The 19859-nt window shown below is 62.5% G+C and carries 15 protein-coding genes; 4 read left to right on the forward strand and 11 right to left on the reverse strand.

The features are described from left to right. The first annotated feature begins 19 nt into the window (after positions 1 to 19). Both NT26_RS08685 and NT26_RS08690 read left to right on the forward strand, forming a co-directional pair. The gene (locus NT26_RS08685) at positions 20 to 691 is read left to right on the forward strand and encodes a DsbA family oxidoreductase (protein ID WP_052638406.1); all 672 of its coding nucleotides are present in this window, start codon (positions 20 to 22) and stop codon (positions 689 to 691) included. Positions 692 to 703: 12 nt separating this feature from the next. After that, positions 704 to 1642 (forward strand): DMT family transporter, encoded by a 939-nt coding sequence (locus tag NT26_RS08690; RefSeq protein ID WP_052638407.1) that lies wholly within the window; start codon positions 704 to 706, stop codon positions 1640 to 1642. A 12-nt stretch (positions 1643 to 1654) separates the two neighbouring features. Here NT26_RS08690 and mfd read toward each other — a convergent pair whose 3' ends face one another. Continuing rightward, positions 1655 to 5167 carry a transcription-repair coupling factor gene (mfd, locus tag NT26_RS08695; RefSeq protein WP_052638408.1) on the reverse strand — a complete coding sequence of 1171 codons (3513 nt, stop codon included), beginning with the start codon at positions 5165 to 5167 and terminating at the stop codon, positions 1655 to 1657. Between the two features lie 3 nt (positions 5168 to 5170). After that, positions 5171 to 5494, reverse strand: a complete 324-nt coding sequence (locus NT26_RS08700; RefSeq protein ID WP_052638409.1) for an FAD assembly factor SdhE — start codon at positions 5492 to 5494, stop codon at positions 5171 to 5173. A 92-nt stretch (positions 5495 to 5586) separates the two neighbouring features. Between NT26_RS08700 and recG the strand changes: the two genes are divergently transcribed. After that, positions 5587 to 7692, forward strand: a complete 2106-nt coding sequence (recG, locus tag NT26_RS08705) for an ATP-dependent DNA helicase RecG (RefSeq protein ID WP_052638410.1) — start codon at positions 5587 to 5589, stop codon at positions 7690 to 7692. On the opposite strand, the gene NT26_RS08710 is transcribed toward recG, so the two are convergent. The 8 genes from NT26_RS08710 to pcsA all read right to left on the reverse strand — a co-directional run bounded on the left by NT26_RS08710 (position 7670) and on the right by pcsA (position 17512). Next, positions 7670 to 8368, reverse strand: a complete 699-nt coding sequence (locus tag NT26_RS08710; RefSeq protein WP_052641984.1) for a DUF502 domain-containing protein — start codon at positions 8366 to 8368, stop codon at positions 7670 to 7672. The two genes, recG and NT26_RS08710, sit on opposite strands and share 23 nt — an antisense overlap. Positions 8369 to 8527: 159 nt before the next feature. Next, the gene (gene glmS, locus NT26_RS08715) at positions 8528 to 10357 is read right to left on the reverse strand and encodes a glutamine--fructose-6-phosphate transaminase (isomerizing) (RefSeq protein ID WP_052638411.1); all 1830 of its coding nucleotides are present in this window, start codon (positions 10355 to 10357) and stop codon (positions 8528 to 8530) included. Positions 10358 to 10465: 108 nt separating this feature from the next. Continuing rightward, the gene (gene glmU / locus NT26_RS08720; protein WP_052638412.1) at positions 10466 to 11827 is read right to left on the reverse strand and encodes a bifunctional UDP-N-acetylglucosamine diphosphorylase/glucosamine-1-phosphate N-acetyltransferase GlmU; all 1362 of its coding nucleotides are present in this window, start codon (positions 11825 to 11827) and stop codon (positions 10466 to 10468) included. A 128-nt stretch (positions 11828 to 11955) separates the two neighbouring features. Further along, a complete protein-coding gene (locus NT26_RS08725) occupies positions 11956 to 13029 on the reverse strand; it encodes a BMP family ABC transporter substrate-binding protein (protein ID WP_052638413.1) in 1074 nt (357 codons plus the stop codon). A gap of 44 nt (positions 13030 to 13073) precedes the next feature. Then, entirely contained in the window at positions 13074 to 13988 is a 915-nt protein-coding gene (locus NT26_RS08730) for an ABC transporter permease (RefSeq protein ID WP_052638414.1), read from the reverse strand. Further along, positions 13981 to 15066 carry an ABC transporter permease gene (locus NT26_RS08735; protein WP_052638415.1) on the reverse strand — a complete coding sequence of 362 codons (1086 nt, stop codon included), beginning with the start codon at positions 15064 to 15066 and terminating at the stop codon, positions 13981 to 13983. The genes NT26_RS08730 and NT26_RS08735 overlap by 8 nt, the downstream gene beginning before the upstream one ends. Then, positions 15056 to 16618 (reverse strand): ABC transporter ATP-binding protein, encoded by a 1563-nt coding sequence (locus NT26_RS08740; protein ID WP_052638416.1) that lies wholly within the window; start codon positions 16616 to 16618, stop codon positions 15056 to 15058. Before NT26_RS08740 ends, NT26_RS08735 begins: the two co-directional genes overlap by 11 nt. A 159-nt stretch (positions 16619 to 16777) precedes the next feature. Further along, complete coding sequence (gene pcsA / locus NT26_RS08745; RefSeq protein ID WP_052638417.1) at positions 16778 to 17512, reverse strand: phosphatidylcholine synthase; 735 nt, start codon at positions 17510 to 17512, stop codon at positions 16778 to 16780. Between the two features lie 176 nt (positions 17513 to 17688). Here pcsA and NT26_RS08750 point away from each other — a divergent pair, with 176 nt between their 5' ends. Next, entirely contained in the window at positions 17689 to 18927 is a 1239-nt protein-coding gene (locus NT26_RS08750) for a UbiH/UbiF family hydroxylase (RefSeq protein ID WP_052638418.1), read from the forward strand. Here NT26_RS08750 and NT26_RS08755 read toward each other — a convergent pair. Then, positions 18868 to 19830, reverse strand: a complete 963-nt coding sequence (locus NT26_RS08755) for an AEC family transporter (protein WP_052638419.1) — start codon at positions 19828 to 19830, stop codon at positions 18868 to 18870. The two genes, NT26_RS08750 and NT26_RS08755, sit on opposite strands and share 60 nt — an antisense overlap. Positions 19831 to 19859 lie beyond the last annotated feature (29 nt).

Here is a 19859-nt window from a genome sequence, read left to right on the forward strand (position 1 = left end):
TTCAGGAAGGGATGCGGCCATGGAGCGCGTAACCATCGATGTCGTATCCGACATTGTCTGCCCATGGTGCTATTTGGGCAAGGCGCGGCTGGAACTCGCGATCGCCGAGGTTCAGGGTGAGGTCGGCGTGGATGTCAACTGGCGGCCCTACCAGTTGGACCCGGACGCGAGCAGCACGGGCACCGACTACCGCGCGCACCTGATCAACAAGCTGGGAGGCGCGGAGCGCCTCGACGAGATGCAGGATACCCTCAGGCAACACGGCCGCGAGATTGGCGTCACGTTCCGTTTCGATGACATCAAGGTGCGCGCCAACACGCTCGACGCGCATCGGCTTCTCCACTGGGCGGGCATAGAGGGTCGAGAAATCCAGGACCGTGTGGCGACCGCCCTGTTCAAGGCCCATTTCGAGGATGGAGTGAACGTCGCGGACCATGAAGTGCTGATCGGTATCGCGGGTCGGTGCGGGCTTGATTCTGCCGTGATCGCCAATCTGCTGGCGTCGGACGCCGACAAGGCTAAGGTGCTCGACGAGATCGAGGCCGCACGACAGATGGGCGTCAACGGTGTCCCGTTCCTGATCTTCGACGGCCAGTATGCTGTCAGTGGAGCGCAGCCGCCTGAGGTGCTTGCTGAAGCCCTGCGCGACATTGCGCGCATGAAGGCGGAAGCCCGCAAAGGCATGATCTGACGGGCCGCCTCCATGTCCGCCGAACCGACCTTGAAGGGCGTGCTCCTCGCCTTCGCCGCCTTTGCGGCCTTCTCCTGGAGCGATGCGAGCGTGAAACTTATCGAGGGAGCGCTGAGCGCCTTCGAAATGGCCTTCCTGGGGGCGGTGTTCGGCCTTGTGGGGCTACCGTTCCTGATGAAGCGCGAGGACCGGCTTTCGGACATGCTGCGGACCACGAGCCGACCGCTGTGGCTGTTGCGGGCGCTGGCGGCAGCAGTCGGAACCATCACCAGCGTCACCGCCTTCACCTACCTCTCCATGGCGGAGGCCTTTGCCCTCATCTTCCTGCTGCCCTCCTTTGTCACGATCATGTCCGTCGTCTTCCTGAAGGAACAGGTCGGCATCCACCGCTGGAGCGCAGTCATCATCGGCTTCATCGGCGTTCTGGTGGTACTGCGCCCCGGATTTCGCGAGCTTTCCATCGGTCACCTCGCAGCCGTATTTGCCGGGCTGAGCGGCGCGATCTCCATTGTCGTCTATCGCGCCATTGGCCATCGGGAAAAAGGCATATCGCTTTATGGCGCCGGTGTGCTGGGATCTCTCCTGGTCTGCGGAGTCCTGATGCTGCCCGGCTTCGCTTGGCCCTCCGCGCTGCAATGGCTGATGCTCGCCGGTTATGGCCTCTTCGCCGCGCTTGCGACCATCCTGCTGATGCATGCCACGGCTCACGCACCCGCAGCAGTCGTTGGCCCTACGCAGTACAGCCAGATGCTCTGGGCGGTCCTCTTCGGCTACCTCGTCTTCGGCGATGCGGTCGATTTGCCGATGCTGCTCGGCATCCTGCTGATCATCGGCTCCGGCCTGCTGACGCTGGCGCGCGAGCGCGTGCGAAACGTTCCGCTGCCAGCCTCCGTTGTCAGCGACCCGCCGGCAACTGCCCTGGCGGCCACTGACGATACCGCCGCGACCTGACGGCTTCCGCCACTACTCTGCTTCTTTCGCGATCACGGCGAATTGCTTCATCACCTGAGCCGCAACTGCCAGCCGCTTGTCCGGGGTCGGAAGGTCGCGGGTCAGGAAGACGCTCTGGTCCGGCCGAATCTTCGCCATCGTCCCCTGCTTGGCGATGTACTGCACAAGGCCGGCAGGGTTCGGAAACTGCTTGTCCCGGAAGGTGACGACGAGGCCTTTCGGTCCAGCATCGAGCTTTTCGACATTCGCGGTACGGCAGAGCGATTTCACGTAGACGACCTTGAGCAGGTTCTGCACCTCGGACGGCAGCGGGCCGAAACGGTCGATCATCTCCGCGCCGAAGCCGTCGATCTCCTTGAGGTCGGTCAGTTCACCGAGCCGACGGTAGAGGCTCATGCGCAGATGCAGGTCAGGAACGTAATCCTCGGGGATCATCACGGTGCTCCCGACCGATATCTGCGGCGACCAGCCGGTGTCGACGATCTCGTCATCGCCTCGGACCTCGGCTACGGCCTCCTCCAGCATCTGCTGGTAGAGCTCGAATCCGACTTCTTTGATGTGACCCGACTGTTCCTCTCCAAGCAGGTTCCCTGCGCCACGGATGTCGAGGTCGTGGCTGGCGAGCTGGAAGCCTGCGCCCAGCGTGTCGAGCGACTGAAGCACCTTGAGGCGACGTTCGGCCGTCGCAGTCAACTGCTTGTTGACCGGCAGTGTGAACAGCGCGAACGCACGTACCTTCGAGCGCCCGACACGGCCGCGCAACTGATAGAGCTGGGCTAGCCCGAACATGTCGGCGCGGTGGACGATCAGGGTATTGGCGGTCGGTACGTCGAGCCCCGACTCCACGATCGTCGTTGACAGAAGGACGTCGTATTTTCCGTCGTAGAAGGCATTCATGATGTCTTCCAGTTCACCCGACGCCATTTGCCCGTGCGCGACTGCTACCTTCAACTCCGGCACATCCGATTGCAGGAAAGCCTGGATGTCCGGCAGGTCGGCGAGACGCGGACAGACATAGAAGCTCTGGCCGCCACGATAGTGCTCGCGCATCAGAGTCTCGCGAATCACCAGCGGATCGAAGGGCGAGATGAAGGTGCGCACCGCCATGCGGTCCACGGGCGGCGTGGTGATGAGCGAGAGTTCGCGGACACCCGTCATCGCCAGTTGCAGCGTTCTGGGGATCGGCGTTGCTGACAGCGTCAGCACATGCACGTCACTCTTGAGCTCCTTCAGCCTCTCCTTGTGCTTGACGCCGAAATGCTGCTCCTCGTCGATGATCAGGAGGGCGAGGTTGGAGAAGCTGATGCCGCTTCCCAGAAGCGCGTGGGTGCCGACCACGATGTCGACCTTCCCCTCTGCCAGATCTTTCTTGACCTGGTTGAGTTCCTTGGTCGGGACCAGACGGGAGGCTTGGGCGACCTTGATCGGGAGGCCGCGGAAGCGCTCCCGAAATGTCTTGTAGTGTTGCCGCGCCAGAAGTGTGGTTGGGACGACGACGGCCACCTGGCCCCCGTTCATTGCGGCGAGGAAGGCCGCGCGAAGAGCGACCTCCGTCTTGCCGAATCCGACGTCGCCGCAGACGAGCCGGTCCATCGGCTTGCCGGCCGACAGGTCGTCCCGGACGGCCTCGATGGCGCTGTCCTGATCCTCGGTTTCGTCATAGGGGAAACGGGCCGCAAACTCGTCGTAGAGACCGTCAGGGGCCGCCAGAACAGGCGCGCGACGCGTGATCCGGCTGGCTGCGACCCGGATCAGGCCTTCGGCCATGTCCAGCAGGCGCTTCTTGAGCTTCGCCTTGCGGGCCTGCCAGGCTCCACCGCCGAGCTTGTCCAGCGCCGCTTCGGCGGCATCCGATCCGTAGCGGGACAGGAGGTCGATGTTCTCGACCGGCAGGAACAGCTTGGCCTGATCGGCATAGTGGAGTTCAAGGCAGGCGCGGGGCGCGCCGGCCGCCTCGATCGTCACGAGCCCGACAAAGCGCCCGATCCCGTGTTCCGCATGAACCACGAGCGACCCTTCGTCGAGCCCGGAAACTTCCGAGATGAAGTCGCTGCCGCGCTTACGTCGCCTGCCGCGGCGGACCATCCTGTCGCCGAGGATGTCCTGTTCGCCGATGACGGCGAAGCTGTCGGTTTCGAAGCCGGCTTCGAGATTGAGAACAGCCGATGCGGCTTCGCCCTTTTCGAGCTTCTCCAGGTCGGCGAACGCTTCGATGGGCTTGACGCGCTGGAGACCGTGTTCTTCGAGGACCTGCAACAACCGGTCGAGAGATCCCGCCGACCATCCCGTGATCAGCACCCTACGGCCGGCAGATCGCCTTTCGGAGATGTGTTTGACCGCCAGGTCGAAGACGTTGACGCGCTCGTCTCGATCATCCTTTTCGGCCTGCGATTTCGCCCAGCGCGGACCGACACGTGCGTCAAGTTCGATGACGCGGCGGCCTTGCGTGTCGTGTTCGTTGAATGGCGTCAGGCGAACTGAATTCGCCTCATCCAGTGCGGTGGAGAACGCCTTGGCATCGAGATACAGTTGCCCCGGCGGAACGGGCTTGTAGGGCGCCGCCTGAGCAGCGGCGCCCTTGCCTTGCGTGCCACTGTCGCGGCGGGCCTCATAGTAGTCGACGATCAGCTTGGAACGCTCGTTGGCAGCTTCGCGGGCCGTATGATCCGTAACGAGACGGAAGTCCTTGAGGTAGTCGAACGCGGTATCGAGCCGCTCGTAGAAGAGCGGCAGCCAATGCTCCATTCCCGCATATCGTCGTCCTTCTGACACTGCCTGGTAGAGAGCGTCATCCCGTGTGGCGGCGCCGAAGAGCGCCAGGTAGTTGGTCCGGAACCGGCTGATGGTCTCGGGTGTCAGCGACACCTCGCTCATCGGATTGAGGTCGAGGGAGCGCGCCTGCCCCGTCGTACGCTGGCTGGCGGGGTCGAATGTCCGGATGGTCTCAAGCGTGTCGCCGAAGAAATCGAGGCGGACGGGCTCTTCGTTTCCCGGAACGAAGACGTCGAGAATGCCCCCGCGTACCGCGAATTCGCCCACTTCCCGCACCGTCGGGACGCGATCGAAGCCGTTGCGCTCCAGCCGCGCGGCGATATCGTCCATGCGGACGCTGTTCCCCGGCCGGGCAGAGAATGCCAGACTTTCGATCACCTCCGCCGGAGCAATCTTCTGCAGCATGGCATTGACGGTAACGAGGATGATCGCCGGATGCAGCTTGCGCGCATGGGCGATAAGCCCGGAGAGCGCCGCCAAGCGACGCGCGGAGACATCAGCACCGGGCGAGACGCGGTCATAGGGAAGACAGTCCCAGGCCGGCAGCGTCAGGACGGGGATTTCAGGCGCGATAAAGCCGAGCATCTGCTCGATATCGGCCATCCGCTGGCCATCCGACATGATGAAGGCTACCGGCTGACCTGCCTTGGTCATCTCGGCCAGAAGCAGCGCCTCCATGCCGGGCGGAACGTTGCCGATAGTCAGCGAGCTGCCGGCCGCGGCAATCTTCTTGGCATCGAAACCTGGGATCATTTTCTATCGCTCTGACTTCGCCTGCAGGCTCGCCGTCGTCACCGGATCGAAGTCTGGCCTGTAAGAAGCAACTCGGGCGAAAAGCGGCGTCTGCAAATGCTCGGGCAGCGGCTTTGCGCCCGTGATCCAGGCATGCAGATCGTGATCGTCCTCGCCCATGATTGCTTCGAACTGGTCGAGCTCCGCGTCGGAAAGCGCCGCGATCTCCTCTTCGGCGAACTGGCCGAAGACGAGGTCCATTTCGCGAATGCCGCGGTGCCAGCAGCGGTAGAGGATGCGGCGACGGCGGGGGCTGAGGTCCGCGCTGCTGCGTGTCAGTCCTGTCATGGAAAAGTCCTTGTGTAGCCCGGACCATATAGGTCGGAATTTCCGCTTCGTCACCTTGCAAAGCGGTCGAAATCCATCGCATTTTGCCGCCCATGCGCCCCGCCCTCCTCGATCCGCTGTTTTCGCCCGTTGCATCCCTTCCGGGCGTCGGTCCCAAGCTCGCGGAACTTATCGCGCGCGCGACGGGACGAGAGGACGCGGAGGATTGCCGCGTCATCGATCTTCTTTTCCATGCGCCTGTTTCAATCATCGACCGCCGCAACAGGCCGGGCATAGCGCTGGCTCCGCAGGGCGCCATCGTCACCATCCAGGGCCGGGTCGACCGCCACCAGCCGCCGCCTCCGGGAAAAGCGAACCTGCCCTACCGTGTCTTCCTTCACGACGAGACGGGCGAACTTGCCCTGACCTTCTTCCGCGTCAAGGGTAACTGGTTGGAGAAAGCGCTGCCGCTCGACGAAGAGGTCATGGTGAGCGGCAAGGTCGACTGGTTCAACGGGCGCCCGTCGATGGTCCATCCAGACTTCATGGTGAAGATGTCGGAGGCCGACAACCTGCCGCTGGTGGAGCCGGTCTATCCCCTCACCGCCGGCCTTTCACCGAAAGTCCTGAGGAGAGTGGTGGATGCCGCCCTGGTCCGCATGCCCGAACTCCCGGACTGGCTCGATACCACCCTGGCGGAGCGTCAAGGGTTTCCCTGCCTTTCCGAGAGCTTTCGCCGGCTGCACGATCCGCGTGACGAAACCGACATCGACCCGCGGTCCGCTGCTCGGCGGCGACTCGCTTATGATGAGTTCCTGGCCGGACAGATGTCTCTCGCGCTGGTGCGCCAGCGCCTTCGCCGGGTGCCTGGCCGACCTGTGCGTTCGACAGGCCAGTTGGCGAACCGTATACGCTCCACCCTCCCCTTCGCCCTCACCGGCAGCCAAGAACGTGCCGTCGCCGATATCTTGGATGATATGGCGGGCGAAGATCGCATGCTGCGCCTGCTGCAGGGCGATGTCGGGGCGGGAAAGACGCTCGTCGCCTTGATGGCGATGGCTGCCGCGGTCGAGGCCGGAGGTCAGGCGGTGCTGATGGCGCCGACGGAAATCCTCGCCCGACAGCATTATGCGACCATATCGAAGCTGGCGGCGGCCGTCGGCCTTTCGGTGGACGTCCTGACGGGACGGACGAAAGGTCGCGAGAGGGACGCGATCGTCGAGAGGATTGCCTCGGGCGAGGTCCAGATCATCATAGGCACTCACGCTCTCTTCCAGGATGCGGTCAATTATCACGATCTGGTTCTGGCCGTGGTCGACGAGCAGCACCGCTTCGGTGTCCACCAGCGGCTTCGGCTGACGGCGAAGGGCGTCACGCCGCATATGCTGGTGATGACGGCGACACCCATACCGCGCACGCTTGTGCTCGCCGCCTTCGGTGACATGGACGTCTCCAAGCTCACTGAGAAGCCGGCGGGGCGCAAGCCCATCCAGACCGTAACGATCCCGACGGAGCGCACCGTTGAGATTGTCTCGCGCCTGAGGAGCGCGCTCGCGGAGGGCAAGAAGGCCTATTGGATCTGCCCGCTGGTGGAGGAGTCAGACGCTTCGGACCTGATGTCGGCAGAAGAGCGGTTTGCCGTGCTGGCCAAGGAGTTTGGCCGCGACGTCGGCCTGGTTCATGGTCGCATGTCCGGAGCGGACAAGGATGCCGTGATGGCCGCCTTCAAGACCGGCGCTGTGCGATTGCTCGTTGCAACGACGGTGGTTGAGGTGGGTGTGGACGTACCGGATGCGACGATCATGGTCATCGAGCATGCCGAGCACTTTGGCCTCGCCCAGCTACACCAGTTGCGTGGTCGCGTGGGCCGCGGAGCGGACGCCTCCACTTGCATCCTTCTCTACAAGGGGCCGCTGAGCGAGACGGGACATGCTCGCCTGTCGATCCTGCGCGACAGCGAAGACGGGTTCCTGATCGCGGAAGAGGATCTGAAGCTGCGCGGTGAAGGCGAACTCCTAGGCACGCGTCAATCCGGGACGCCCGGCTTCCGTATCGCGAGCCTTGAGACCCATGCGGACCTGCTGGAGATCGCCCGCAAGGATGCCGGCTATCTCATCGAGAAGGATCCGGACCTGACCAGCGAACGCGGCAAGAACGTCCGCACCCTCCTCTATCTGTTCCGCCGTGATGAAGCCGTCAGGTTCCTTGGAGCGGGCTGACATTCGACGAGATCACCGTCGGACCGGCTTTCGGCCGGTAATCCGGCGCAAGCAGCCCTCCCGAGATGAGAAGCTTGGCCCCCTCCTCCGGCGTCATGTCCAGCATGACAATCTTGCTGCGCGGCACGAACATGAGAAAGCCTGCAGTCGGTACCGGCGTCGGCGCCAGGAAAACGCAGACCATCTCCTCGCCATGCTCGTTCAGACGGGCGGCAATCTCGCCCTGGGCGTCGCCGGAAATGAACACGAGTGCCCAACTGCCGGGGCTCGGAAACTCGATCAGCCCGCACTTCTTGAAGGAAGTGGACTGTTCCTTCAGCACCGTCTCGAAGATCTGTTTCAGGCTCTTGTAGATCGTCCGGACGAGGGGCATGCGGTGCAGCACCGATTCGCCAAAGCTGACGATCGAGCGGCCGATCAAGTTCTTTCCAAGGAAACCGATCAGGGTGATCAGGGTGATCGCGATCACCATGCCCAGCCCGGGCATGGCGACGTCCAGATAGTTCTCCGGGTTGTAGCGGGCGGGGATATACGGCTTCACCCAGCTGTCCGCCCAGCGAATGAAGCTGAAGGTCAGCCATATGGTGATGGCCAGCGGCGCACAGATGATCAATCCGGTCAGGAAGTTGTTGCGGATGCGCGTTGCCAGCGAAATGCGCTCTGGGCTATCGTTCATCGTCTCGCCGTCATGCTGCATCGCATAAAAGTGGTCAGGTCGAAGCGACCATGCCCGAGGGGACCCCGCCATGCAAGGGCGGGACATCCAGATTTCGGCACCCCACTGCGCGGACCAGGGGCGCCCCGAAGGGATGGTCTCGCCCGCCTAGCGGGTGGCTCACTCCACAGTCACGGACTTCGCAAGGTTGCGCGGTTGATCCACATCCGTGCCCATGAAGACGGCGGTGTGGTAGGCCAGAAGCTGAATTGGCAGAGAGTAGATCATCGGCGAAACGATCTCAGCCACGGTTGGGAGCGTAATTGTCGCCATGGTCGGCAACTTCGAGGCAGCGGCGCCTTTTTCGTCCGTGACGAAGATGATCTTGCCGCCGCGTGCCGCGACCTCCTGCATGTTCGAAACGGTCTTCTCGAAGAACCGGTCGTGGGGAGCAATCACGATCACCGGCATGTTCTCGTCGATCAGCGCGATGGGACCGTGTTTCAGTTCTCCGGCCGCATATCCCTCTGCGTGGATGTAGGAGATTTCCTTGAGCTTCAGCGCCCCTTCCATTGCAAGCGGATAGCTGGTGCCGCGACCGAGGTACAGCACGTCCTTGTAGCGCGAGAGTTCGCGCGCCAGCGCTTCGATCTGGGGTTCGATAGCGTTGAGAACGGCGTTCATGAGCCGCGGCATCTCGGCCAGGCTCTTGATCAATTGCTTTTCCTCGGCCTCCGAGATCGTCCCGCGGGCCCTTCCGGCAGCGATCGCGAGAGATGCCAGGACGGTAAGCTGGCAGGTGAACGCCTTCGTTGAAGCAACGCCGATCTCCGGCCCCGCGAGGATTGGGAAGATGGCATCCGATTCCCGTGCGATGGTCGATTCCTTGACGTTAACAATCGCGCCGATCTTCAGCCCGGCCGAGTGGCAGTAGCGAAGCGATGCAAGTGTGTCGGCGGTCTCGCCGGACTGGGAAATGAAGAGAGCCGCCTGGTCAGCGGACAGAGGAATTTCGCGATAACGGAATTCCGAAGCGACATCGATCTCGACCGGCAGGCGCGCATAGCGCTCGAACCAGTACTTGCCGATCAGGCCGGAAAGATAGGCCGTGCCGCAGGCAGAGATCGCAAGGCCGCGCAGTGAGGCAAAGTCGATGAGCCCGGTGGCGGCCGGATCGACCGTATGATTGCCGAGGTCAACGTAGTGTGCAAGCGCATGGGAGACGACTTCCGGCTGCTCGTGGATCTCCTTCTCCATGAAGTGCCGGTGGTTGCCCTTGTCGACGAAATAGGCGGCGGCCTGCGTGATCTGGCGCGGTCGATCGATCTGGTTGCCCTCATGGTCGAAGATGAAGGCCCCTTCGCGACCAATTACGGCCCAATCGCCATCCACCAGGTAGGTGATCTCATTCGTGAGCGGTGCGAGCGCAATGGCATCCGAGCCAAGATAGGTCTCGCCATCACCGAACCCGATTGCCAGTGGCGGGCCGGAGCGGGCTGCCATGATCGTCGACGGATCATCCGCGAAGATCACAGCCAGGGCATATGCCCCGGTGATTTCCCGGAGCATGGCCTGCATCGCCTGTCGCCGGCCCATACCGTTACGCAGGTTGCGGGCGATCAGTTGGCCGACGACTTCGGTATCCGTCTGCGTGTCGAAGGTGACGCCCTCCGCCAGCAGCCCTTCCTTCAGTTCGGAGAAGTTCTCGATGATGCCATTGTGAACGACTGCGACGCCGTCCACGATATGCGGATGGGCATTGGTCTCGTTGGGAGCGCCGTGGGTGGCCCAGCGGGTATGGGCGATGCCGACATTTCCTGGCAAAGGATCAGCCGCGAGTTTCCTCGCCAGATTGACCAGCTTGCCCTCCGCCCGTCGGCGGGCCAGGTGTCCCTCGTGGATGGTCGCGACACCGGCCGAATCGTAGCCTCGATATTCGAGCCGCTTTAGAGCATCCACCAGGCGATCCGCCACCGGCTCCTTACCGACAATGCCAACGATCCCGCACATTCAAAACCTCATTGTTCCCGTGATGTCGCGGGAGTTCTAATCGATAAACCGACTGCTGCAATTGCCCCACCGGTCACTTTGCGTGTCGGAAGGTTACCATGGAACGCTTCACTTGTTCGCCTTGGCGGCGGCCTTGAGTGCCAGCGCACGCTCGCGGATCGCTTTTGCCCGGTCAGGCTTGATTTCCTGGCGCGCGCGCGCCAACGCAAGGGCATTCGCCGGCACGTCCTCAGTCACGACGCTTCCGGAGCCCACATAGGCACCCTCCCCGATTGCGACCGGCGCTACCAGCGCCGAGTTGGAACCAATAAAGGCGCCAGCGCCGATCTGCGTCAGGTGCTTGTTGACGCCGTCATAGTTGCAGGTGATCGTGCCTGCCCCGATGTTTGCATGCGCGCCTACGACAGCGTCGCCGATATAGGTCAGGTGGTTGACCTTCGCCCCTTCGCCAATCTCGGCTTTCTTGACCTCGCAGAAGTTCCCGACCTTCGCCTTGGCGGCGAGGTTCGCGCCCGGTCGCAGCCGCGCGAACGGACCGACCGTTGCGCCAGAACTGACATGTGCTCCCTCGAGGTGGGAGAAGGCGTGAATGACGGCGCCGGCATCCACCGTAACCCCGGGTCCGAAGACAACGTTCGGCTCGATCACCGCGTCCTGGCCAATGGTCGTGTCATGTGCAAGGAAAACTGTTTCGGGCGCGATCATGGTCACACCCGCAAGCATGATCTCATGCCGGCGCCGCTCCTGCCAAAGCCGCTCTAGCACCGCCAGTTCGGCGCGAGTGTTGCAACCGGCCATTTCGGCTTCCGGCGCATCGACCGCCACCGCCCTGCCGCCGGCGGCGCGGATGATCTCGACCAGATCGGTCAGATAGTATTCGCCCTTTACGTTGTCGTTGCCGATACGATCCAGAAGCTCAAGCGCCTTGTGACCATTAATCGCCATGATGCCGCTGTTGCACCAGGTGACCTGTCGCTCTTCCTCGGTCGCGTCCTTCTCCTCGCGGATGGCGACGAGCTCGCCGTTTTTGACGAGCAGCCGCCCGTAGCCGGTGGGGCGCTCCGTGTGAAATCCGATGACGGCAACATCTGCCCCCTCGGCGATTTCCGCCCGCGCTGCTGCCAGCGGCTCCGCGGTGACAAGCGGCGCATCTCCATAGGTAACCAGAACATCATCGAAGCCTGCAGAGAGCGCGTCACGCGCAGTCAGGACCGCATGGCCCGTTCCAAGCCGTTCCGTCTGCAGGAAGGTACGGACTGCCACCCCATCTATCTCAGCCGCCTGGGCCACCGCATCTGCATCGCGTCCGAGCACCAGGGCAACGTCCGAGATCCCGGCCGAGGCGACAGCTCGCATCACGTGCCCGATCATCGGCAGTCCAGCCACGGGGTGAAGGACCTTCGACATTGACGACTTCATGCGGGTGCTGTCGCCAGCGGCAAGAATGACGGCCAGGCAGGTGCGAGTCATGATGGATTTCCTCGATTCAGTCGAGCGGCACTTAGCAGCAACTCGATTGACAGGCGATAAACGGCTTGTTTCTCGCTGCAACAAAAAGGGCGCCCTTGAAGGCGCCCTTCCTGCATGATGCTATTGCCTTACTGCGGCAGCTTGTCGTCCACGCCGGCAACGTAGAAGTTCATGCCGAGGAGAGCGCCGTCTTCGGCCTTCTCGCCTTCCGCGAGCCAGTCAGAACCGTCCTGCTTCTTGACCGGTCCGGTGAATGGATGCAACTCGCCCGACTTGATCTTTGCTTCGGTTTCTTCTGCCATCGCCTTCACGTCGTCCGGCATGTTCGTATAGGGAGCCATGGTCAGGATGCCGTCCTTCAGGCCATCCCAGATCTGTTCGGACTTCCAGTTGCCGTCCAGCAGCGCCTGGGTACGTTTGATGTAGTAGGCCCCCCAGGTGTCGACGATTGCGGTCAACTGGGTCTCCGGTCCGGCCTTGATCATGTCGGATGCCTGGCCGAACGCCTTGATGCCGCGCTCTGCCGCAACCTGCATGGGCGCGGTAGTATCGGTATGCTGCGTCAGCACGTCGACGCCCTGGTCAATCAACGCCTTGGCCGCATCGGCTTCCTTGCCCGGATCGAACCAGGTATTGGCCCAGACGACCTTGAGCTTGAAGTCGGGGTTGACCGACTGCGCACCGAGAATGAAGGCATTGATGCCCATCACCACTTCGGGAATCGGGAACGAGGCGATGTAACCGGCCACGCCCTTCTCCGAAATCTTCGCGGCGATCTGGCCCTGGATGTAGCGGCCTTCATAGAAGCGCGAATTGTAGGTGGCGACATTTTCAGCGGCCTTGAAGCCGGTGGCGTGCTCGAACTTCACGTCCGGGAACTTCTCAGCCACCTTGATGGTCGCGTCCATGAAGCCGAAGGAGGTCGTGAAGACCATCGCGCAACCTGAGCGGGCCATGCGCTCGATGGCGCGCTCGGCATCCGGGCCTTCCGGAACGTTTTCGAGGAACGGTGTCTCGATCTTGTCACCGAAGTGCGCCTGCAGTTCCTGACGGCCGATATCGTGCGCCTGCGTCCAGCCGCCATCCGTCTTGGAGCCGACATAGATGAAGCAGACTTTCGTCTTGTCCTGGGCTTGGGCGCCGCTGACGAAGCCGCCGAGAAGGGCGGCCGAGGCGGCAAGTGCAATGATCAGTTTCTTCATTTTTCGACCTCTGTTGGCTTGAAGACTTGGATGCGGGACAGGCCTCAACGTTCGGGAACGAAAGGTTTTCCGAGCGAGGCGGGAGTATTGATCAGCGTCGTGCGCCGATTATGCGAGATGATGATCAGGACGACAATAGTCGCGACATAGGGCATGGCGGATAGAAGCTGGGAGGGTATGCCGATCCCCAGCGCCTGCGCATGCAATTGGCCGATGGTGACCGCCCCGAACAGATATCCGCCGGCAAGCACACGAAGCGGCCGCCACGACGCGAAGACGACGAGTGCCAGCGCGATCCAGCCGCGTCCGGCCGTCATGTTCTCCACCCATTGAGGGGTGTAGACGAGGGACAGGTGAGCGCCGGCGAGCCCGGCGCAGGCGCCGCCGAACATGACGGCGAGATAACGGGTCCGGATCACGTTGATCCCCAGCGCGTGGGCGGAGCCATGATTGTCGCCGATCGCCCGCAACTTCAGGCCCATGCGGCTCCTGAACAGGAACCAGTGGATGCCGCCCACGAGCAGGACGGACAGGTAGAAGATGATATCCTGCCGGAACAGCAATGGCCCGAGAAGAGGAATCTCGGAGAGCAGTGGGATGGCGATCGGCTGCAGCTTGATGCCCGGCTGCCCGACGAAGCTCTCCCCGATCTGCCCGGAAAGTCCCAGTCCCAAGATCGTCAGCGCGAGACCCGTCGCAACCTGATTGGCGACCAGCGTGAGTGTCAGGACGCCGAACAGGAGCGAGAATATCCCGCCTGCGATGATGCCGGCCGCGACGCCAATATAGGGGGAGCCGGTGGCCTGTGTCACCGCGAAGGCAGCGACCGCACCCATGATCATCATGCCCTCGACGCCGAGATTGAGCACGCCTGCCCGCTCCGTCACCAGTTCGCCGAGCGACGCGATGACAAGCGGCGTCGCGGCGGTGATTACCGTCAACAGGATCGCCTCAAGCATGGGCGGCTCCTGTCGCCTGACGCCAGACGAGACGGATGCGGTAGTGGATCAGGGTATCGCAGGACAGCACGAAGAACAGCAGAAGCCCCTGGAAGACGCGGCTCACCTTGTCCGAAATGCCGATCGAGAGCTGAGCCGCCTCGCCTCCGAGATAGGTAAGGGCGAGCACAAATCCGGAAGCGATGATGCCGAGCGGGTTCAACCTGCCAAGGAAGGCAACGATAATGGCGGTGAAGCCGTAGCCCGGAGAGATCGCCGGCTGCACATGCCCGATGGATCCTGAAACCTCCGAAATGCCGGCAAGCCCTGCCAGCGCTCCGGAGAGCAAGAACGCAAACCAGACCATCCGCCGGGATGAGAAGCCGGCAAAACGGCCCGCACGTTCCGATTGCCCGATCACGGACACCTGAAAACCCTTCAGCATGAACCGTATCATGAACCAGATGGCGACGGCGGCGACGAGCGCAAAGACGATGGCAAGATGGGCGCGCCCGGAATCCAGGATCTCCGGCAGCACGGCTTCCGGCACGAAAGCCTTTGTCTGCGGAAAGTTGTATCCTTGGGGATCACGCCAGGGACCCCTCACCAGCCAGTCGAGAAAAAGCTGGGCGATATAGACGAGCATCAGGCTCGTCAGGATCTCATTCGTGTTGAAGCGTGTCTTCAGGAGCGCCGGAATGCCGGCATAGATTGCTCCGCCGATCGCACCCATGACGAGCATCAGCGGCAGGATCGCCGGCGAGTGCCAATCCGGATAGAGGACCGGGAGGATAGCACCTGTTATCGCGCCGATGGTGAACTGTCCCTCCGCGCCGATATTCCAGTTGTTGGAGCGGTAACAGGCCGCAAGACCGACCGCGATAAGGATTAACGGCGCAGCCTTGATGGCCAGTTCATGCAGGGACCAAACCTCCAGCAACGGCTCCACGAAGAAGCTGTAGAGCGCATCGACTGGGTCCTTGCCGAGGAACCAGAACATCAGGCCGCCAAAGAACAGCGTCAGCGCCAGCGCAAGGAGAGGCGATATGAAGGAGAACAGGCGCCCTCCCCGGTCCCGTTTCTGCAGTTCAATGCGCATGGGACGCCTCCGCATGCGCCGAATCATGGATACCGCCCATCAGCAGGCCGATCCTTTCACGACTAAGTTCGCGCGCGGGGTAGGATGGCGAAAGCCTCCCCTCGGAAATCACCGCGATACTGGTGGCCACCTCGAATATCTCGTCCAGGTCCTGACTGATGACGATGACCGCAGAACCTGCGTTGGCAAGGTCGACGAGTGCCTGACGGATGCGGCTCGACGCGCCTGCGTCGACGCCCCATGTCGGCTGGTTCACGACCAGGACTGCCGGCTGACGATCGAGTTCGCGTCCGACGATGAACTTCTGAAGATTGCCGCCGGAAAGAGAGCCGGCGCGCGGATCCTCTCCACTCTTGCGGACATCCATCTCTTCACAGATCCGCTGGGTTGCCCGCTTGATCGCGCCGTGCCGGATGACGTTCATCACCCCGCCGCCGAGAAACGCGCGGCGGTCGGACTGGCTGCGTGCAAGGAGGAGATTGTCGGAGAGGCTCATCTCCGAGACTGCTGCATGTCCATGGCGCTCCTCCGGTACAAAGCCGGCTCCCAACAGGCGCCGGTCATTGATCCCGAGGCGGCCGACCAGCGTCCCGCACAAGCGGATCGTGTCGTTGTCCGACACGGGGTATTCGCCGGAAAGTGCATCGAACAGTTCGCCCTGCCCGTTCCCCGCAACGCCGGCTACGGCTAGCACCTCGCCCGCACGCACCGTCAGGTTGATGTTCTTCAGGGCGACCGCGAATGGAGTACGGGCCGCAACAGAAAGGTTTTTGACCTCGGCCCGGACATCACCGGGAACGCTGCGATCCTCCCTCTGAACTCCGGCAACATCGGAGCCGACCATCATTCGCGCTAAGGAGGCTGCCGTCTCCTGCTTCGGATCGCAGTCGCCCGTTACCTTTCCATGGCGCAGGACGGTGGCGCGATCGCATATGCGCTGCACCTCTTCCAGCCGATGGCTGATATAAAGCACCGACCGCCCCTCTGCCCTCAGCTTGAACAGCGTCTCGAACAGGCGATCCGCCTCCTGGGGCGTGAGAACGGAGGTCGGCTCGTCGAGGATGATCAGTTTCGGATTCTGCAGGAGCGCGCGGACGATCTCGATGCGCTGACGTTCGCCGACGGAGAGATCCGCAACATGGGCCTTGGGATCGAGCGGCAATCCGTAGGCCTTGGACAGGCTCGCAGCCTCGTCGGAAATCCTAGCAAGCGAAATCCTGGGATCGAGAGAGAGAGCAATATTCTCGGCTACTGTCAGGGCCTCGAACAGCGAAAAGTGCTGGAAGACCATTCCGATTCCGACGGAGCGGGCCTCCCCAGGCGAGCGTATGCTGACAGGCTGCCCCTCCCAGCGCATCTCACCTTCTGTCGGATCGAGAATGCCGAAGAGCATCTTGACGAAGGTCGATTTTCCGGCGCCGTTCTCTCCCAGCAGCGCATGGATCTCGCCGGCGCCGATATCGAGGTCGATTCCCGAGCAGGCGGGAAAGCTGCCGAAATACTTGGTAAGCTTGCGGACCGACAACAGCGGATTGACGGCCGATCCCTCCATCACAGTCACTGCACCCCCTTGTTCACACGGCTTCACCTTCTTCGAGGCTTGCGAGAAACGCCGCGCGTCCTGTTCACATACGGTCACGATGGGACCGCAGGCGCCTACTGTTATCGGATTTGTTGCTGCGCACAACCGAAAACATGCATCGCCAACAGGTTAGGCGTTCCTGCCAAGAGACGGAAACAATTGCAGGATTGCCCCGATGAAATAGAGGTAAATCCCAGACGCCACGACGCCATAAACGAGCCAGTCGGGAGACGCGAAATGCAGCAGCAGGGAATATCCGCTGAGCACGCACCAGATCATGAGAATGGCCAGATTGACCGGCCTTAGACGTTTGACGCGCACCGGGTGAAGGAAGTTGATGGGCAGGAACGTGAGTATCACAGAGACGATCACGACGATGAAGGCGGTGGTTTCACTCGCTTGGATGACGAAGAGCGTGAAAATCACCATGTTCCAGACGACGGGAAAGCCGGAGAAGAAATATTCGTCCGTCTTCATCCCGGTGTCGGCATAGTAGATCGCGCTCGAGATCACGATCAGCCCTGCGGCAACGAAAGACCACGGTTCGCCGATCATGCCGCTCTTGTAGAGCGCAAAGGCAGGGAGAAGAACATAGGTGACATAGTCGATGATGTTGTCCAGCGTATCTCCCGACCAGTTCGGCAGGACCTCGCGCACCCGCACCTTGCGTGCAATGGGACCGTCGATACCGTCTACGAACAGTGCAAGCCCTAGCCACCAGAACATGTCGACAAAGCGGCTCTCGGCCGCTGCCACCACCCCGAGAAAGGCGAGAAACGATCCCGATGCGGTCAGGAGGTGGACGGAAAACGCGCGGATCTCGGCATAGGGGACTTTTCGGTAGTTGAAAATTCGTCTGATCACGCGCCATTCCCGTTCTGTTTGACGACCTATGCTGCGAAAACTGCCGCTTTGCAACCGGCCACTCCCGACCGGCATCCCTTGCGCGCAGGATTTGCGATCTGCGCTGCCGCGTCCCATGGATAAGGAGGCGGGAAGGCTCTACATAGCGCGAATTGGTTTGCCGACGAGGATGCATCATGCTGGACTATGAAGTTGCGGTGGTAGGTGGCGGATTGGCCGGCACGGTTGCAGCGCTTGCGATGGCGCGTGACGGGCGTCGGGTCGCCCTGATCGCACCGGAGGCACCGGCGCACGACGAGCGGACGACGGCGCTGATGGACCACTCCATTCGCTTCATGGAGCGCCTCGGGGTCTGGGACCGGATCGCCCCGACTGCCGCCCCTCTCAGCGTGATGCAGATCATCGACGGAACCGACCGGCTCCTGCGGGCGCCGACGGCGCAGTTCCGATCCGCCGACGTCGGTTTGACCGCATTCGGGTATAACATTCCCAACCGCGGTCTCCTCGAATGCCTGGAGAGTGCAATTTCGGCAGAGCCAAATGTCACCCGTCATCCGGTCACCATGGAGGCCTGCGCGCTGGCGCAGGACAAGGCACACCTCACGCTGGGTGACGGGACGACCGTGACCGCGGATTTCTTGATCGGTGCGGACGGGCGCTCGTCGCGCGTTCGGGAAAGTGCCGGCATCGGCACCCGGCGCTGGTCCTATCCGCAGTCGGCCATCGTGCTGAATTTCGGGCACGCTCTGCCACACGGCAACATCTCCACCGAGTTCCATACCCCCACCGGCCCCTTCACCCAGGTCCCCCTGCCCGGCAATCGCTCCAGCCTGGTCTGGGTCGTCAGACCGGACGAGGCAGAGCGGCTGCTGGCGCTTCCGCTCGATCAGATCTCCCTGCAGGTCGAGAAGCGGATGCAGTCGATGCTCGGAAAGGTGACGGTCGAGCCCGGCCCCCAATGCTGGCCGCTGTCGAGCCTGATGGCCGATCGTTTCGGCAAGGGCCGCATGGCTCTCGTCGGAGAAGCCGCTCACGTGTTTCCGCCCATTGGCGCGCAGGGGCTGAACCTCTCGCTGAGGGACATCATCACGCTGACAGAACTCCTGGCAGACACGGTGGGCAGGCCCATTGCCGCCGATGCCGGTGACCGCTTCAATCGCCGTCGCCGCCCGGACATCATGACGCGGACCTTCGGCGTCGATCTCCTGAACCGGTCGCTTCTGTCTCACTTCCTGCCCATCCAGATGCTGCGCGCTACAGGCATGCACCTTCTGAATGCGGTTCCACCGCTGCGCAATCTCGTGATGCGCGAGGGCGTGGAGCCTGGGCGCGGGCTGCGGGCGTTTGTCGACCAGCTACGGGAAGAGGTCCGGCGGAAGAAGCCCGGCGGTGATCAGGTAGAGAAGCACCGGTAGCGTCAGGACCGAGAGTCCCGTGGTGATCAGCACGGTTGCGGATGCCCTTTCCTGCCAGACCCCGTATTGCTGGCTGATGACGAAGACATTGGTCGCGCTGGGAAGTGCCGCGAGCAGGACCGCCGCATAGACCCAAACAGGATCGAAGTCGCCGGCAAGAGACAGAACCACGTAGACTGCTACCGGGTGGATGATCAGCTTTGCGGCCGACAGATAGCCGATCTCTACCGGGACCCGTTTGAGCGGCCGTAGCGCTAGTGTCACGCCCATCGCAAAGAGCGCGCAAGGGGCGGCCGCCTGGGCCAGATAGTCGACAAGACGCTGCGCCGCCGTCGGCACCGCAAGCCCGCTTGCCGCCACTAGGAAACCCAGCGCGGTGGATATGATAAACGGATGCAGCGCCACCTTTCGCACGACTTCGCCGGCCAGTTGAAGCGGCGGTCGTTTGTCGCCGCCCGCCACCGCCATCATGGCCGGCGCCACGATGAAGTGCGTGGCGTTCTCGAGGCAGACGATGAGCGCGACGGGCACCGCAGCCGCATCGCCGAAGGCGAGGAGCGCGAGACCCGGACCCATATAGCCGATATTGCCGTAGGAGCCCCCAAACGCCTGAATGGTTGAATCGGCCACCGATGCACGCCGGAGGAATCGCGCGATCAGGAAGAGCAGGATGAAGATTGCATAGGTCGCGGCAATGTCGGCAGCGATGAAGTCGATGCGCGCCAGATCCTCGATCGGCGTTCGCGAAACGAGCTTGAAGAAAAGCGCCGGCAAGGCTGCATAGATGATGAACGTATTCATCCAGCCAAGCGCCTCGGCCGGCTGGCGCGTCACGCGAGCGGCGACATAGCCGATCAGGATCAGTCCGAAAAAGGGCAACAGCAATGCTGTGATGTCGGCCATCGTCTATCCTTCACCCGCGCCGATCCGGC

The sequence above is a fragment of the Pseudorhizobium banfieldiae genome (assembly GCF_000967425.1).
In the GTDB taxonomy this organism is placed as follows: domain Bacteria; phylum Pseudomonadota; class Alphaproteobacteria; order Rhizobiales; family Rhizobiaceae; genus Neorhizobium; species Neorhizobium banfieldiae.

Coding starts and splice junctions, on each gene's coding strand:
- NT26_RS08690 (WP_052638407.1), top strand. CDS start 704: ATGTCCGCCGAACCGACCTTGAAGGGCGTGCTCCTCGCCTTCGCCGCC.
- NT26_RS08735 (WP_052638415.1), bottom strand. CDS start 15,066: ATGCGCATTGAACTGCAGAAACGGGACCGGGGAGGGCGCCTGTTCTCC.
- recG (WP_052638410.1), top strand. CDS start 5,587: ATGCGCCCCGCCCTCCTCGATCCGCTGTTTTCGCCCGTTGCATCCCTT.
- NT26_RS08685 (WP_052638406.1), top strand. CDS start 20: ATGGAGCGCGTAACCATCGATGTCGTATCCGACATTGTCTGCCCATGG.
- glmS (WP_052638411.1), bottom strand. CDS start 10,357: ATGTGCGGGATCGTTGGCATTGTCGGTAAGGAGCCGGTGGCGGATCGC.
- mfd (WP_052638408.1), bottom strand. CDS start 5,167: ATGATCCCAGGTTTCGATGCCAAGAAGATTGCCGCGGCCGGCAGCTCG.
- NT26_RS08750 (WP_052638418.1), top strand. CDS start 17,689: ATGCTGGACTATGAAGTTGCGGTGGTAGGTGGCGGATTGGCCGGCACG.
- NT26_RS08710 (WP_052641984.1), bottom strand. CDS start 8,368: ATGAACGATAGCCCAGAGCGCATTTCGCTGGCAACGCGCATCCGCAAC.
- NT26_RS08740 (WP_052638416.1), bottom strand. CDS start 16,618: ATGGAGGGATCGGCCGTCAATCCGCTGTTGTCGGTCCGCAAGCTTACC.
- NT26_RS08700 (WP_052638409.1), bottom strand. CDS start 5,494: ATGACAGGACTGACACGCAGCAGCGCGGACCTCAGCCCCCGCCGTCGC.
- glmU (WP_052638412.1), bottom strand. CDS start 11,827: ATGACTCGCACCTGCCTGGCCGTCATTCTTGCCGCTGGCGACAGCACC.
- NT26_RS08755 (WP_052638419.1), bottom strand. CDS start 19,830: ATGGCCGACATCACAGCATTGCTGTTGCCCTTTTTCGGACTGATCCTG.
- NT26_RS08730 (WP_052638414.1), bottom strand. CDS start 13,988: ATGCTTGAGGCGATCCTGTTGACGGTAATCACCGCCGCGACGCCGCTT.
- NT26_RS08725 (WP_052638413.1), bottom strand. CDS start 13,029: ATGAAGAAACTGATCATTGCACTTGCCGCCTCGGCCGCCCTTCTCGGC.